The following is a 13572-nucleotide window of genomic DNA, read 5'->3' as shown; positions in this document are numbered from 1 at the left end:
TGTCAGCCCGACTTGCCCGGCCAGACCCAATCGCGGATCTCCGGCATGTCCTCGCCGTGCTCGCGCACGTAACGCGAATGCTCGATCAACTTGTCGCGGAACTGTTGCTTCACCTGCGCAGCCTTGGTCGCAAGTCCCGGCACACGCTCGATCGCCTCGATCGCGAGGTGGTAGCGGTCGAGCCCGTTGAGCACGACCATGTCGAACGGCGTCGTCGTGGTGCCTTCCTCGGCAAAACCGCGCACATGTAGGCCGTCATGGTTGGTGCGGTTATAGGTCAGCCGGTGGATCAGATAAGGATAGCCGTGATAGGCGAAGATGACAGGCTTGTCGTGCGTGAACAGGCTGTCGAAGTCGCGATCGGACAGCCCATGCGGATGCTGCTCTTTCGGTTGCAGCGTCATCAGGTCGACGACGTTGACGACACGGATCTTGATGTCCGGCAGCGCCTTGCGCAGGAGGTCGACGGCCGCGAGCGTCTCCAAGGTCGGCACGTCACCGGCGCAGGCCATCACCACATCGGGCTCGCCAACCGCGTACTCGTTGCCGGCCCACGTCCAGATGCCAATGCCGGCGTCGCAATGGTTAGCGGCATCCTGCATCGAGAGCCATTGCGGCGCCGGCTGCTTGCCGGCGACAATCACGTTGATGCGATTGTAAGTGCGCAGGCAGTGGTCGGCGATCCACAGCAGGGTGTTGGCGTCCGGCGGGAAATAGATGCGGACGATGTCGGCCTTCTTGTTGGCGACGAGGTCGACGAAGCCGGGATCCTGATGGCTGAAGCCGTTATGGTCCTGCCGCCAGACATGCGAGGTCAGAAGATAATTGAGCGAGGCGATCGGACGCCGCCACGGCAGATGCCGCGTCACCTTCAGCCATTTGGCGTGCTGGTTGAACATGGAATCCACGATATGGATGAAGGCCTCATAGCAGGAGAAGAAGCCGTGGCGTCCGGTGAGCAGGTAGCCCTCGAGCCAGCCTTGGCAGAGATGCTCGCTCAGCACCTCCATCACGCGGCCGTCCTGCGCGAGATGCACGTCGTAGGATTCGACCGGCTCCATCCAGACCCGTTCGGTGGCGTCGAACACGGCATCGAGACGGTTTGATGCGGTCTCGTCCGGACCCATGAGGCGGAAGTTGCGCTCTTGCGCGTTGAGGCGGATGACGTCGCGCAAAAACTTGCCAAGCTCACGCGTCGCTTCTCCCGTGACGCCGCCGGGCTGCGGCACGTCGACGCCAAAACTGCGGAAGTCCGGCAGCTTCAGCTCCTTCTTCAGCAGCCCGCCATTGGCGTGCGGATTGGCGCCCATGCGCCTGTTACCTTCGGGCGCCAGCGACTGAAGCTCGGGAATGAGCGCGCCGCTGGCGTCGAACAGCTTTTCCGGCTGGTAGCTGCGCATCCAGTCATCGAGAATCTTCAAATGCGCAGGGTTCTCGCGACAGCTAGCAACGGGCACCTGATGCGCACGCCAAAATCCTTCGACCTTCTTGCCGTCGACCTCCTTCGGGCCTGTCCAGCCCTTCGGGCTGCGCAGCACGATCGTCGGCCAGCGCGGCCGTTCGACGCTTGTGCGCCCGTTGCGCGCGTGCTGCTGGATAGAACGGATGCTGGCGAGCGCGACGTCGAGCGCATCCGCCATGGCCCGGTGCATCAGCTTGGGATCATCGCCCTCGACGAACAGCGGCTCGTGGCCGAATCCGCGGAAGAGATCGCGGATCTCGCTGTCGGGCATCCGGCCGAGCACGGTCGGGTTCGCGATCTTGTAGCCGTTGAGATGCAGGATCGGCAGCACCGCGCCGTCATGGGCGGGATTCAGGAACTTGTTGGAGTGCCAGGACGCGGCAAGCGGGCCGGTCTCGGCTTCGCCGTCGCCGACGACGCAGGCGACGATGAGGTCGGGGTTGTCGAATGCCGCGCCATAGGCGTGCACCAGCGCATAGCCGAGCTCGCCACCTTCGTGGATCGAGCCCGGCGTTTCCGGCGCGGCGTGGCTCGGAATGCCGCCGGGGAAGGAGAACTGCCTGAAAAGTTTTCGCAATCCGTCCGCATCGCGCGGGATGTCTGGATAGATCTCGCTGTAGCTGCCTTCCAGATAGGTGTTGGCGACCATGCCCGGGCCGCCATGACCGGGACCGCAGACATAGATCATGTCGAGGTCCTGCGCGCGGATGACGCGGTTGAGGTGGGCGTAGATGAAGTTCAGCCCCGGCGTCGTGCCCCAATGGCCGAGCAGGCGCGGCTTGATGTGCTCGGGCCGCAACGGCTCGCGAAGCAGCGGATTGTCGAGCAGATAAATCTGCCCGACCGAGAGGTAGTTCGCGGCGCGCCAGTAGCGATCGAGGAGATCGAGGTCGCTGCTCGCCGCGGCCGATTGTCGTTGATTTGTCATGTTCCTGCCGACTTTCACCCGGGACCGTCACCAACCGAGTTCCGGCAAGATCGATCCTTCAGCCGCATCAAGCGGGATCGAGGTCACGCGTTGTTGCGTGAGGCCAATAGTCAGCGCGCGAGGTTTGGGCAGCTCTACTGTGCATGGGGTTGTTTTCGCGTTTTTCATTTGTGTTCTTGATTTGTTCCTGTGGCGTGCTATCTTGGCTTCATGAGTCCAGCTTCTTCTTCTGCTCTCAAGCACCCGCCGGTCACGGCGCCCTCCGAGCCGGCGGGTGCGCCTTCTGATTTCCCCGAGCTTGGCGTCGCCATCGACCGCGTGCGGAGGCGAGGGCGGGGCGCACACTCCAACGCCAGCGGCCGCTACGAGGCCGAGGCACGCGTCGCCTTCGACGACGGCTGGCAGAGCCTGGAAGAGCTGCCGCCGTTCAAGACCACCGTCGGTGTCGACACCTCGCGCAAGGTGATTACCCGCAACGATTCCCCCGACATCGGCTTCGATCGGTCGATCAATCCCTACCGCGGCTGCGAGCATGGCTGCGTCTATTGCTTCGCGCGGCCGACGCATGCCTATCTCGGCCTGTCGCCGGGCCTCGACTTCGAGTCAAAGCTGTTCGTGAAGCCCGAGGCGCCGGCGCTGCTCGAGAAGGAGCTCGCGGCCGCCGGCTACGAGCCGCGGATGATCGCGATCGGCACCAACACCGATCCCTATCAGCCGATCGAGCGCGAGCGCAAAATCATGCGCGGCATTCTCGAGGTGCTGGAGCGCGCCGGCCATCCCGTCGGCATCGTCACCAAGTCGGCGCTGGTCACACGCGACATCGACATTCTCGCCCGCATGGCCAAGCGCAACCTCGCCAAGGTCGCGATATCGGTGACGTCACTGGACCCAAAACTCGCGCGCACCATGGAGCCGCGCGCCTCGACGCCGCCGAAGCGGCTTGAGGCGCTGAAGCAGCTCTCGGACGCCGGCATTCCGACCACGGTGATGGTCGCGCCCGTGATCCCCGCGCTGAACGATTCCGAGATCGAGCGCATTCTCGATGCCGCGGCGCACGCCGGCGTCAAGGAAGCCTCCTACGTGCTGCTGCGGCTGCCGCTCGAGGTCCGCGATCTCTTCCGCGAATGGCTGATGGCGAACTATCCGGACCGCTATCGCCACGTCTTCACGCTGATCCGCGACATGCGCGGCGGCCGCGACTACGACGCCAAATGGGGCGAGCGGATGAAGGGCACCGGCCCGATGGCCTGGACCATCGGCCGTCGCTTCGAGATCGCCTGCGACCGGCTCGGGCTGAACAAGCGCCGCGCGAAACTGACCACGGATCATTTTGCCCGGCCAAAGCAGAACGGCGAGCAGCTCAGCCTGTTCTGAGGCGCGGAGCAACAACCTGTCTGAATAACGGGAATTGTTGGGGTTCCCTGTTGCGCAGGCCGGATCGCTTGCGCACGATCCCGGCCATGATTCGGGACAAGTCCACCAAGACACCAGCCAAAGAGGCGTCAAAGAACGACGCTGCCAGGAATGCCGCGCCAGCGAAAGCGAGCTTCCGTCGTGAGCGCGCGCTGATCAAGCGCGGCATCTGGCCGGTGGCTGGCTGCGACGAGGCCGGTCGCGGGCCGCTCGCCGGCCCCGTGGTGGCGGCTGCGGTGATTCTCGACCCCGACCGCATTCCGCGCGGCATCGACGATTCCAAGCGGCTGACGGCGGAGGAGCGCGAGAAGCTTTTCGACAAGATCTGTGCCACCGCCCAGGTCTCGGTCGCGGTCGCCTCGCGCTTCCGCATCGACCGCGACAACATCCTGCGCGCCTCGCTCTGGGCGTTGAAGCGCGCGGTGATTGCGCTGCCGGAGACGCCGAAGCACGTCTTCGTCGACGGCCGCGACCGGCTCGATACCGCATGCGACTGCGAGGCGGTGATCGGCGGCGACGGCATCGTGCTGTCGATTGCGGCCGCCTCGATCGTCGCCAAGGTGACGCGCGACCGGCTGATGTGCGCGCTGGCGCAGGACTGCCCGGGCTACGGTTTCGAGCAGCACAAGGGCTACGCCGTCCCCGAGCATCTCGACGCGCTCGACCGTCTCGGCCCCACCGCGCACCACCGCAGCTTCTTCGCCCCGGTCGCCGCCGCCCGCGCCAAGCACATGCCCTGGACCGTCGAGCCGGTGCGGGATCTGTTTGCGGTCACCGAGGTCGAGGTGCAGGTTGAGACCACAGTTGAAATCGATGCTTCGGCAGGCCTCTAGCGTAGACTGTCGTTGCCACGACGCGCAGCGCCCTTTATCAAAACAGGCGTGAGCGAATAGGGCCGGCTGGACGGGTTGGCTGCATCTTGCGGGCGTTGCATGCGGTTTACCTCCCTGGTCATCGAGCTCATTCGCGCCCGGCCGCGGCTGATCGTCTGGATCGCCGTGCTGTTGCAGGCCGCGATGTGGCTGCTGGTGGCGCTCTTGTTCTATCGCACTCCGCCCGGCAGCCTCGCGACCCTGCTGGCCTTCGGCCGCGAGTACCAGGTCGGCACTGATCTCGGCCCGCCGCTGTCGGTCTGGCTCGCCGATATCGCCTATCGCGCCGTCGGCGGACATATGTTCGGCGTTTACGTCCTGGCCGAGCTCTGCGAGATCGCGACCTTCATCACGCTCTATCATCTGGCGCGCGCCGTGGTCGGCACGCAGCAGGCGGTGCTCGCTGTGCTCCTGACCATGACGGTGCTGGCTTTCTCCTCGTCCGCGCTCGACTTCGGTTCCCTGGTTCTCGCGCGGCCGATCTGGGCGCTGTTGCTGCTGCATTCCTGGCAGATCATCGGCCAGCGCCGCGGCAATGCCTGGTTCGCCTGGTCGATCGAGGCCGGCCTGCTCCTGCTGACCACGCCGGCCGCGATCTTCCTGCTCGCATTGCTCGTCGTCTTCGCGCTCTCGACCGCCGCAGGCCGCCGGACATTGCGCGCGCTCGATCCGCTGTTCGCGCTCGTCGTCGTCGCCGTGCTGGCGCTGCCCTATGCGGTCTGGCTGATGCGCGCCGAGACCCTTGTGCTGCCGGCCCTGCCGCAAATTGCCGACCTCGGCGCCCGCGCGATCCACGCCGCCTGGCTGCTCGGCGGGCTCGTGCTCGGCGCAGCGGCGGTCCCTGTGCTGACCTTCCTCAACTCACCCCTGTTCGCCGGCAAGACCGAGGAGGCGCCGATCATCTACCGGCCACCCGTCGAGCCGCTCGCGCGCAACTTCGTCCATTTCTTCGCGCTGGCGCCCGCGCTCGGTGCGGTCCTGATCTCCGGCCTGTTCGGGCTCGATGCCGTCGTCGGCGGTGCCGGCGTGGTGCTGGTCATGTCGGGCCTCGCCATGGTAGTCGTGGCCGGCGATCTCATTGCGATGCGCCGCGCCCGGATGCTGCGCACGGTGTGGATAGCGGCCATCGTGGCGCCCGCGGCCGGCGTCGTGCTGGCCGTGCTGTTCCTGCCCTGGAGCGGCACCGGTGAGATCGCGACATCGATGCCGGCGCGCGCGATCTCGGACTTCTTCGACGACAGCTTTGCCCGCCGCACCAACCATCGCCTGCGCGCGGTCGCAGGTGAAACCGAGCTTGCGAGCTTGATTGCGATGCACTCCGGCCGGCCGCATCTGTTCATCGAAGGCGCGCCCGTGCGTACGCCCTGGATGTCACAGGCAAAATTCAGCGAGACCGGCGGCGTCGTGGTCTGGCGCGCCTCAGATACTGCCGGCACTCCGCCGCCCGAAATCCTCGCGCGCTTTCCCGGCATCGTGCCGGAAGTGCCACGCGCCTTCGAATGGCTGGTGACCGGCCGCCAGCAGTTGCTGCGGATCGGCTGGGCCATCGTGCGGCCGAAGGGGACGTAAGGCTCTCGCAATGACGGAGAGGGAGTGTCCCGTCCCTCACGCGCCCGCCAGCAACTTCGCGATCGCGCGCAGATCCTGCCAGGCAAGCCGCTTGTAGGACGGCGAGCGCAAGAGGTAGGCCGGGTGAAAGGTCGGCAGCGCGCGGATGGTGCGGCTACCCGTGTCGTAGTCGAACCAGCGGCCGCGCGTCCGCATGATGCCCTCGCGGGTCGAGAGCAGCGTCTGCGTCGAGGGATTGCCGAGTGTCACCAGCACATCTGGGTTCACCAGCTCGATATGACGCTGGATGAAGGGCAGGCAGATCTGCGTCTCCTGCGGCGTCGGCGTACGGTTGCCGGGTGGCCGCCAGGGAATGACGTTGGTGATGTAGGCCGTGGTGCGGTTGAGCCCGATCGCGCCGATCATGAGGTCGAGCAGCTTGCCGCTGCGTCCCACAAACGGAAGTCCCTCGATATCCTCGTCGCGGCCCGGCGCCTCGCCGACGAACATGATGCGCGCCTGCGGATTGCCGTCGGCGAACACCAGCCGCGTCGCAGTGTGCTTGAGCGCGCAGCCCTCGAAGTTTTGCATGAGCTCTCGCAGCGCCTCGAGTGTTGGCGCAGTGCGCGCGGCCTCGCGGGCCGAGGCGATAGCGACGTCGGGCGCCGGTGCGGCCTCGCCGCGCATCACCGCAGGCGCGGCGACAGGCCGCGGTGCTTCGACCGGTGCCGCGCGCAGGGCCGGAGGCGGGGCGTCCAATTCCGCCAGGCGGTCGACCGGTTCCTCGGCGAGCGCACAATCGACACCGGCCTCCAGATAGAAGGCGAGAAGCTCTCGGACGGTGGGTGCGGGCTCGGGGATCATTTGGAAAGTCAGACTATTAGTTCATCTTAAGGCGCCTTGCATCCCAACGGAACGCATTTCCGTGGTTGTCCTACCCGGAAAAATCGGAAACAAGGGAGCGCAAATGACGAGGAACCGTCTCAAGGGCTGAGATCAGATGAGCACCGAAGAACTTCCCCCGCGGGAATCCATGGAATTCGACGTCGTCATCGTCGGCGCCGGCCCCTCGGGCCTGGCTGCGGCGATCCGGCTGAAGCAGATCAATGCCGATCTCAACGTCGTGGTGGTGGAGAAGGGCTCCGAGGTCGGTGCGCACATTCTCTCCGGCGCCGTGATCGATCCGGCCGGGCTCGACAAGCTGATGCCGGACTGGCGCGAGGATTCCGACTGCCCGCTGAAGACCCAGGTGAAGGACGACCGCTTCTACTGGATGACGGCCGGAGGCGCGATCAAGCTGCCGAACTTCATGATGCCGCCGCTGATGGACAACCATCACTGCTATATCGGCTCGCTCGGCAATGTCTGCCGCTGGCTGGCGCGCAAGGCCGAGGCGCTCGGCGTCGAGATCTACCCGGGCTTTGCCGCCGCCGAAGTGCTCTATGACGAACAGGGCGCGGTGAGGGGCATCGCCACTGGCGACATGGGCATCGGCCGCGACGGCAAGCCGAAAGACTCCTTCACCCGCGGCATGGAGTTGCTCGGCAAGTACACGCTGTTCGCCGAAGGCGCGCGCGGCAGCCTGACCAAGCAGCTGATCGCAAAATTCGCGCTCGATTCCAACAGCGAGCCGGCGAAGTTCGGCATCGGCCTCAAGGAAGTCTGGCAGATCGATCCCGCCAAGCACCAGAAGGGCATGATCCAGCATTCGTTCGGCTGGCCACTCGACCTCAAGACCGGCGGCGGGTCGTTCCTCTATCACTACGACGATAATCTCGTCGCGGTCGGCTTCGTCGTGCATCTGAACTACGACGATCCGTATCTATCGCCGTTCGACGAGTTCCAGCGCTTCAAGACTCATCCGTCGATCCGCGGCACCTTCGAAGGTGCCAAGCGCCTTGCCTATGGTGCGCGTGCCATCACCGAAGGCGGCTACCAGTCGGTGCCAAAGCTGACTTTCCCCGGCGGCGCGCTGGTCGGCTGTGCGGCCGGCTTCGTCAACGTGCCGCGCATCAAGGGCGTGCACAATGCGATGGGCACCGGCATGCTTGCCGCTGAGCATGTTGCAGCTGCGCTCGCGGCCGATCGCGCCAACGACGAGATCGTCGACTACGAGAACGCGTGGCGGTCCTCGTCGGTCGGAAAGGATCTGTTCCTGGTCCGCAACGTCAAGCCACTGTGGTCGAAGTTCGGCACCGTGCTTGGCGTCGCGCTCGGCGGCTTCGACATGTGGTTCAACACGCTGTTCGGCACCTCGCTGTTCGGCACGCAGTCCCATGCCAAGCCCGATCGCGCGACGCTCGATCCGGCCAAGCAACACGCGCCGAAGAACTATCCGAAGCCGGACGGCAAGATCTCCTTCGACAAGCTGTCCTCGGTGTTCCTGTCCAACACCAATCACGAGGAGGATCAGCCGGTCCACCTCCTGGTGGCCGACATGAACCTGCAGAAGACTTCCGAGCACGACGTGTTCGCCGGTCCGTCGAATCGCTATTGCCCGGCCGGCGTCTATGAGTGGATCGAGGAAGGTTCGGGCCCGCGCTTCCAGATCAACGCCCAGAACTGCGTCCACTGCAAAACCTGCGACGTGAAGGACCCCAACGGCAACATCACCTGGGTTCCTCCGGAGGGAGGCGGCGGTCCGAACTACGAGGCGATGTAACGGTGCGCCAGGCGACCAAATAGGTCCGAAGGGTGATGTAACGCACGTTCGCGTGAGAACGGGAGCACCACGGGTGCCCCCGGCCACGATAAGGCCATAGTGACAGCGTCTTGGGGCGCTCTTGACCGTCACTTGGCCGATTTGGGGCGTGCGGAAGGGATCGCCCGGCCCGAATCCTTGCGGTGAAGCGCCAAAAGCGGCATTGTCCGGCCCAGACGGTTCCGGGTCCCGTGTCGCCGGCGGCGTTCGCGTGCGAGACGGCCATTTGCTTCAAACCCAGGCACTACAAACTCAAGGCGAGCCCTGATGTTTTCAAATCGTTTCAACCGCTGGACTGCTGCTGCCATCGCCCTTGCCGGCTCTGCGATCGTGGCGGTCCCAGGCGGGGTGCTGGCGCAGACGCCGGATCATCCGGCCGACACGGCGGCGCAGTTTCCGACCCGAAACGATCTGAAGTCGCTCACCACCGCCGGCAGCTATCTCGCCGCCCGTCACGCCAGCGTCGAGCGCGACGCGACCTCGGCCGCCGCCTTCTACCGCTCCGCGCTGCGGACCGACCCCAAAAACAACGAGCTGCTGGACCGCGCTTTCATTTCCTCGCTCGGCGATGGCGACATCGAGGAAGCGGTGAAGCTCGCCGAGCGCATCCTGGCCATCGACAAGACCAATCGCGTCGCGCGCCTCGTGGTCGGCGTGCATGATTTGAAGCTGAAGAAGTATCCGAGCGCGCAGAGCAACATCAACCAGTCGGTTCGCGGGCCGATCACCGATCTCGTCGCAACGCTGTTGTCCGGCTGGGCCGCCTATGGTGCGGGCGATGCCAAGGGCGCGGTCGCGACCATCGATAAGCTGGCGGGCCCGGAATGGTATCCGCTGTTCAAGGACCTGCACGCCGGCATGATTCTCGAGAACGCCGGCAAGGAGAAGGACGCAGGCGCCCGCTTCGAGCGCGCCTACAAACTCGACGATTCCATGCTGCGCGTCAGCGAGGCCTATGCGCGCTGGCTGTCGCGCAACAAGGACGCGGCCTCGGCGACCGCGATCTATGAAGCATTCGACAAGAAGCTCGCCCGCCATCCGCTGATCGTGGAAGGCCTGCGCGAGACCAAGGCCGGCAAGAAGATGCCGTCGCTGGTCGATTCCGCGCAGGCTGGTGCTGCCGAGGCGCTCTACGGCATCGGCGCCACGTTGACTCGTCGCGGCGGCGAAGATCTCGCGCTGGTCTATCTCCAGCTCGCACTCTATCTCCAGCCCAGTCATCCGCTGGCCCTGCTCTCGCTCGCCGACCTCTATGAATCGGTGAAGCGGCCGCAGATGGCGATCAAGATCTATGAGCGGGTCCCGTCGAGCTCGCCCTTGAGGCGTAACGCGCAGATCCAGCTCGCCATCGATCTGGATTCGGCCGACCGCACCGACGAGGCGATCAAGATCCTCAAGGGTGTGACCGCCGAGGACTCCAAGGATATTGAGGCCGTTATGGCGCTCGGCAATATCGAGCGCGGCCGCAAGAAGTTCGGCGACTGCGGCGCGACCTATTCGCGCGGCATCGACGCGCTGCCGGCCGGCAACGACAAGGCCAACAGCGTCTGGTACTACTATCGCGGCATTTGCGAGGAACGCACCAAGGAGTGGGGCAAGGCCGAAGCCGACATGAAGAAGGCGCTCGAGCTGCAGCCCGATCAGCCGCATGTCCTCAACTATCTCGGCTATTCCTGGATCGACCAGGGCGTGAACCTCGACGAAGGCATGAAGATGATCAAGCGTGCCGTCGAGCAGCGGCCCGACGACGGCTACATCGTCGATTCCCTCGGCTGGGCCTATTACCGCATCGGCAACTACGAAGAGGCGGTGAAGAACCTCGAGCGCGCGATCGACCTCAAGCCCGAGGATCCCACCATCAACGACCATCTCGGCGACGCCTATTGGCGCGTCGGCCGCACGCTGGAGGCAAAATTCCAGTGGGCGCATGCTCGCGATCTCAAGCCCGAGCCGGACGATCTGCCGAAGATCGAGGCCAAGATCGCCAATGGCATGACGGATGAGAATTCGAACTCTTCGGCCGCGCAGGCGGACAAGAAGAAAGACGACGGCAAGGGCGGTTGAGGCTGCGCATGATCCGGAAAAGTGTGCAGCGGTTTTCCGACCAGATCATGCGCAAAGCAAAATAAGCAACTGGGGGCGTATCGCCGATGCCGGCGTTGGTTGAAGAAGGGCGCGCGAAGGTCAATCTGAGCCTTCGTGTGGTGGGCCGTCGTGCTGACGGCTATCATGACCTCGAGAGCGTGGTTGCGTTTGCCGATTGTGCCGACCGGCTCACGCTGGAGCCGGGTGGCGGGCTCAGGCTTGCGACCACGGGGCCGCTTGCCGCGGCCTGCGGCGAGACATCAGACAATCTCGTGTTCAAGGCCGCAAAACTGTTGGCCGACGCAGTGCCGAACTTGAAGCTCGGCGCCTTCGCGCTCGACAAGGTCTTGCCGGTTGCAGCCGGGATCGGCGGCGGTTCGGCCGATGCGGCGGCGGCGCTGCGCCTGCTCGCGCGCCTCAACAATTTGCCGCTCGATGATGCCCGCCTGCAAGAGGTCGCACTTGCGACCGGCGCCGACGTGCCGGTGTGCCTGTTCTCGCGCGCCTGCGACATGACCGGCGTCGGTGAGCAGTTGCTGCCGCTGGCGTTGCCGAGCATGCCCTGCGTGATGGTCAATCCGCGCGTGCCGGTTGCGACAAAGGACGTGTTCCAGGAGTTGGGCCTGCGCAACGGCGAACTGCTGGTCGGCGCGACCTCCGTTCTCGACGCCACGGCTTGGCCCGACGAGGGCGCCTCCATCGCCGACTGGGTCGATGTTCTCGAGACCGTCCCCAACGATCTCGAAGCGCCTGCGCTGCGCATCGAGCCGGTGATCGGCGACGTGCTGGAGGCGCTGCGCGACTCCGCCGGCGTCAAGCTTGCGCGAATGTCCGGTTCGGGCGCGACCTGCTTTGCGATCTATGGCGCGCCGGCTGAGGCGCATGCCGCCGCCGAGAAGATCCGCAGGGATCACCCCGGCTGGTGGGTGCATGCGGGGACGTTGAGCTAAGGCGAAAGTGTCGTAGGGGGGGGCAAAGCGCAGCGTGCCCACCACTTCTATCGTACGATCTGGATGCATGGTGGGCACGCTTCGCTTTGCCCCACCCTACGATAGCTCGCCGAGCCCAAGAAATTGCCGGATCTCACCCAGCACCTCCTCCGGCTTGTCATGCTGCAGCCAGTGCCCGGCGCCGGCGATGATCTCGATGCGCGCCTGCTGGAAATAGCGCTCCAGGCCTGCGGCCCTGGCGCCGGCGAGAAAGCTTTCGCCGGCATTCAGCAACAGCGTGGGGCAGGCGATGCGCGACCACAGCGCGACGTGGTCGTCCGGCCAGAGCCGGTGCGGCGCGGAGGCGCGCTGGTACGGGTCGAACTTCCAGCTATAGGTGCCATCCTCGTTCTGCCGTGCGCCATGTGTTGCCAGGTGAAGCGCGAGGTCGCGGGACAGCCGCTTGTTGTGAAGCACCATCTGCGCGGCCGCGTCCTCAAGGGTCGCATAGCGGCGCGGGGTGCGGTGGTGCAGCCTGTCGAGCTGTCCGACCCATTTGCCGATGCGCTCATGCGTCGGCGGCTTGGGTGAATCGGGCAGCATCGTCACGCCGTCGAGAACGACGAGCTTGGTGACTTGCTCGGGGAATGAGCCTGAAAAGATCAGGCTCACCATGCCGCCCATCGAATGGCCGATGAGGGTCACTTGAGGCGCTGCGGTGTGACGGACAAGCTGGGCGAGATCGTAGACATACTCGGTCAGCGCGTAGCTGCCCCCCTTGGTCCAGTCGGAATCGCCGTGGCCACGCAGGTCGGGCGCGATCACATGAAAATGCGGTTGCAGCGAGCGTGCGATGGCGTCCCAGCTGCGGCAATGATCGCGGCCGCCATGGACCAGGATGAGTGGCGGTGCGTCCTCGTTGCCCCAGTCCGCATAATGCAGCCGCAGGCCGTGGGACTCGTAGGTGCGACTTTGCGGGGCGAGCATCGCGGGCTACCCGTTCACCGGACGCCGCGCCAGCGCGAGCGACAGGCCGAGGCCGGCAATGAAGACGCCGGAGCCTTGGGTGAGGCGGCGCATCAGACGCGGCCGTCCGATCAGCTGTGTACGCGTCGCGGACGCCATCAGCACCACGACGACATCGGCGAGCGTGTTCAGTGTCACCGAGATGGCGCCGAGCGCGACGAATTGCAGTGGGGGGCTCGCTCCTGCGGGATCGAGGAATTGCGGAATGAAGGCGAGGAAGAACGCCGCGGTCTTCGGATTCAACGCCTCGACCAGCACGCCGTCGCGGAACGCGCGCTTGTCGCCGACAGGCTCGCTCGCGAGCGACAGAGCCCGGCCGGCGCTGCGAAACGTCTTGATGCCGAGCCAGACCAGATACAGCGCGCCGATGAATTTCACGATGGCAAAAAGCTCGGCGCTGGCCAGGATGATCGCGGAGATGCCGAGGCCGCCGGCGACCACGTGAACCAGGCCGCCCAGCGCCGTGCCGGCGGTCGAGGCAAAGCCGCTCGCGCGCCCTTCCGACAGGGTTCGTGCTGCGACGTAGAAGATGCCGGGGCCAGGAATGGCGGCAATGACGAGGGCGGCGGCGAGGAACAGCCAGAAATTCGTTTCAATCATTCCATTTT

The 13572-nt window shown here is 65.3% G+C and carries 10 protein-coding genes; 6 read left to right on the top strand and 4 right to left on the bottom strand.

Features of this window, described 5'->3' with window-relative positions:
- Positions 1-2 precede the first annotated feature (2 nt).
- On the bottom strand, positions 3-2390 hold the full coding sequence (locus tag ABID59_RS12430) for a phosphoketolase family protein (protein WP_354083558.1): 2388 nt from the start codon (positions 2388-2390) through the stop codon (positions 3-5).
- 210 nt (positions 2391-2600) lie between these two features.
- Here ABID59_RS12430 and ABID59_RS12425 point away from each other — a divergent pair, with 210 nt between their 5' ends.
- The 3 genes from ABID59_RS12425 to ABID59_RS12415 all read left to right on the top strand — a co-directional run bounded on the left by ABID59_RS12425 (position 2601) and on the right by ABID59_RS12415 (position 6244).
- The gene (locus ABID59_RS12425) at positions 2601-3764 is read left to right on the top strand and encodes a PA0069 family radical SAM protein (protein ID WP_354083557.1); all 1164 of its coding nucleotides are present in this window, start codon (positions 2601-2603) and stop codon (positions 3762-3764) included.
- Between the two features lie 86 nt (positions 3765-3850).
- Positions 3851-4636, top strand: a complete 786-nt coding sequence (gene rnhB, locus ABID59_RS12420; protein WP_148750044.1) for a ribonuclease HII — start codon at positions 3851-3853, stop codon at positions 4634-4636.
- A gap of 99 nt (positions 4637-4735) precedes the next feature.
- Positions 4736-6244, top strand: coding sequence for a glycosyltransferase family 39 protein (locus ABID59_RS12415; protein WP_354083556.1), 1509 nt, complete (start codon positions 4736-4738; stop codon positions 6242-6244).
- Positions 6245-6280: 36 nt separating this feature from the next.
- Here the strand turns inward: ABID59_RS12415 and ABID59_RS12410 are convergent, their stop codons facing one another.
- A complete protein-coding gene (locus tag ABID59_RS12410) occupies positions 6281-7087 on the bottom strand; it encodes a uracil-DNA glycosylase (RefSeq protein WP_354083555.1) in 807 nt (268 codons plus the stop codon).
- Positions 7088-7223: 136 nt separating this feature from the next.
- On the opposite strand from ABID59_RS12410, the gene ABID59_RS12405 reads away from it, so the two are divergent.
- The 3 genes from ABID59_RS12405 (at position 7224) to ABID59_RS12395 (ending at position 11959) form a co-directional block, all read left to right on the top strand.
- On the top strand, positions 7224-8885 hold the full coding sequence (locus ABID59_RS12405; RefSeq protein ID WP_354083554.1) for an electron transfer flavoprotein-ubiquinone oxidoreductase: 1662 nt from the start codon (positions 7224-7226) through the stop codon (positions 8883-8885).
- Between the two features lie 306 nt (positions 8886-9191).
- Positions 9192-10988, top strand: coding sequence for a tetratricopeptide repeat protein (locus tag ABID59_RS12400; RefSeq protein ID WP_354033632.1), 1797 nt, complete (start codon positions 9192-9194; stop codon positions 10986-10988).
- Between the two features lie 86 nt (positions 10989-11074).
- Complete coding sequence (locus tag ABID59_RS12395) at positions 11075-11959, top strand: 4-(cytidine 5'-diphospho)-2-C-methyl-D-erythritol kinase (RefSeq protein WP_148750034.1); 885 nt, start codon at positions 11075-11077, stop codon at positions 11957-11959.
- Between the two features lie 96 nt (positions 11960-12055).
- Here the strand turns inward: ABID59_RS12395 and ABID59_RS12390 are convergent, their stop codons facing one another.
- Both ABID59_RS12390 and ABID59_RS12385 read right to left on the bottom strand, forming a co-directional pair.
- Entirely contained in the window at positions 12056-12925 is an 870-nt protein-coding gene (locus ABID59_RS12390; protein ID WP_354083553.1) for an alpha/beta fold hydrolase, read from the bottom strand.
- A 6-nt stretch (positions 12926-12931) separates the two neighbouring features.
- The gene (locus ABID59_RS12385; RefSeq protein WP_354083552.1) at positions 12932-13564 is read right to left on the bottom strand and encodes a LysE family translocator; all 633 of its coding nucleotides are present in this window, start codon (positions 13562-13564) and stop codon (positions 12932-12934) included.
- Positions 13565-13572: the final 8 nt, after the last annotated feature.

Origin of the sequence: Bradyrhizobium sp. S3.3.6 (genome assembly GCF_040546905.1) — a bacterium.
Classification (GTDB): domain Bacteria; phylum Pseudomonadota; class Alphaproteobacteria; order Rhizobiales; family Xanthobacteraceae; genus Bradyrhizobium; species Bradyrhizobium cytisi.
Note: the sequence above shows the minus strand (reverse complement) of the source record. Positions and strands in the feature narration are given on the sequence as shown.